The sequence below is a fragment of the Flavobacterium sp. GQ95 genome (genome assembly GCF_059758655.1).
Map to the genome: position 1 here is coordinate 1 of NZ_JCAXEB010000039.1, position 1,675 is coordinate 1,675.

2 tRNA genes and 1 rRNA gene are annotated in these 1,675 nt (G+C 48.2%); all 3 read right to left on the minus strand.

The annotated features are described in order from the left end of the window. Window position 1 precedes the first annotated feature (1 nt). Window positions 2-75 (minus strand) — tRNA-Ala (locus AC6CH4_RS25805). A gap of 87 nt (window positions 76-162) precedes the next feature. Next, a tRNA-Ile gene (locus AC6CH4_RS25810) sits at window positions 163-236 on the minus strand. Window positions 237-359: 123 nt separating this feature from the next. Then, window positions 360-1,675 (minus strand): 16S ribosomal RNA (locus tag AC6CH4_RS25815); the annotation flags it as partial.

Sequence of the window (1,675 nt, forward strand, 5' to 3'; positions counted from 1 at the left end):
GTGGAGAATAACGGAGTCGAACCGTTGACCTCCTGCGTGCAAGGCAGGCGCTCTAGCCAGCTGAGCTAATCCCCCATTTTTAAATGATGAGTTATGAATTATGAGTTATGAATGCTCATAAATGCTCAACTTCTAAAATTTCCTTTTTTTTAAGTTAAATAGTAGTCCCGGGCAGACTCGAACTGCCGACCCCTACATTATCAGTGTAGTACTCTAACCAGCTGAGCTACGAGACTCTGTTTTACTTAAAATTTATTATTTGAACTAACAGCAAGAGTAAAATAGTCTTAAAATTATAAACCCATAAAGCTTCTTCTTTTTTCCCCATCGTGTATTACTACTAACAATTGGGGCTCTAGAAAGGAGGTGTTCCAGCCGCACCTTCCGGTACGGCTACCTTGTTACGACTTAGCCCTAGTTACCAGTTTTACCCTAGGCAGCTCCTTGCGGTCACCGACTTCAGGCACCCCCAGCTTCCATGGCTTGACGGGCGGTGTGTACAAGGCCCGGGAACGTATTCACCGGATCATGGCTGATATCCGATTACTAGCGATTCCAGCTTCACGGAGTCGAGTTGCAGACTCCGATCCGAACTGTGACCGGTTTTATAGATTCGCTCCTGGTCGCCCAGTGGCTGCTCTCTGTACCGGCCATTGTAGCACGTGTGTAGCCCAAGGCGTAAGGGCCGTGATGATTTGACGTCATCCCCACCTTCCTCACAGTTTGCACTGGCAGTCTTGTTAGAGTTCCCGACTTGACTCGCTGGCAACTAACAACAGGGGTTGCGCTCGTTATAGGACTTAACCTGACACCTCACGGCACGAGCTGACGACAACCATGCAGCACCTTGTAAATTGTCTTGCGAAAGTTCTGTTTCCAAAACGGTCAATCTACATTTAAGCCTTGGTAAGGTTCCTCGCGTATCATCGAATTAAACCACATGCTCCACCGCTTGTGCGGGCCCCCGTCAATTCCTTTGAGTTTCATTCTTGCGAACGTACTCCCCAGGTGGGATACTTATCACTTTCGCTTAGCCACTGAGATTGCTCCCAACAGCTAGTATCCATCGTTTACGGCGTGGACTACCAGGGTATCTAATCCTGTTCGCTACCCACGCTTTCGTCCATCAGCGTCAATCCATTAGTAGTAACCTGCCTTCGCAATTGGTATTCCATGTAATCTCTAAGCATTTCACCGCTACACTACATATTCTAGTTACTTCCTAATAATTCAAGTTTAGCAGTATCAATGGCCGTTCCACCGTTGAGCGATGGGCTTTCACCACTGACTTACTAAACCGCCTACGGACCCTTTAAACCCAATGATTCCGGATAACGCTTGGATCCTCCGTATTACCGCGGCTGCTGGCACGGAGTTAGCCGATCCTTATTCTTACGATACCGTCAAGCTACTTCACGAAGTAGTGTTTCTTCTCGTATAAAAGCAGTTTACAATCCATAGGACCGTCATCCTGCACGCGGCATGGCTGGATCAGGCTTGCGCCCATTGTCCAATATTCCTCACTGCTGCCTCCCGTAGGAGTCTGGTCCGTGTCTCAGTACCAGTGTGGGGGATCTCCCTCTCAGGACCCCTACCCATCGTAGCCTTGGTAAGCCGTTACCTTACCAACTAGCTAATGGGACGCATGCTCATCTTTTACCGTTGTGACTTTAAT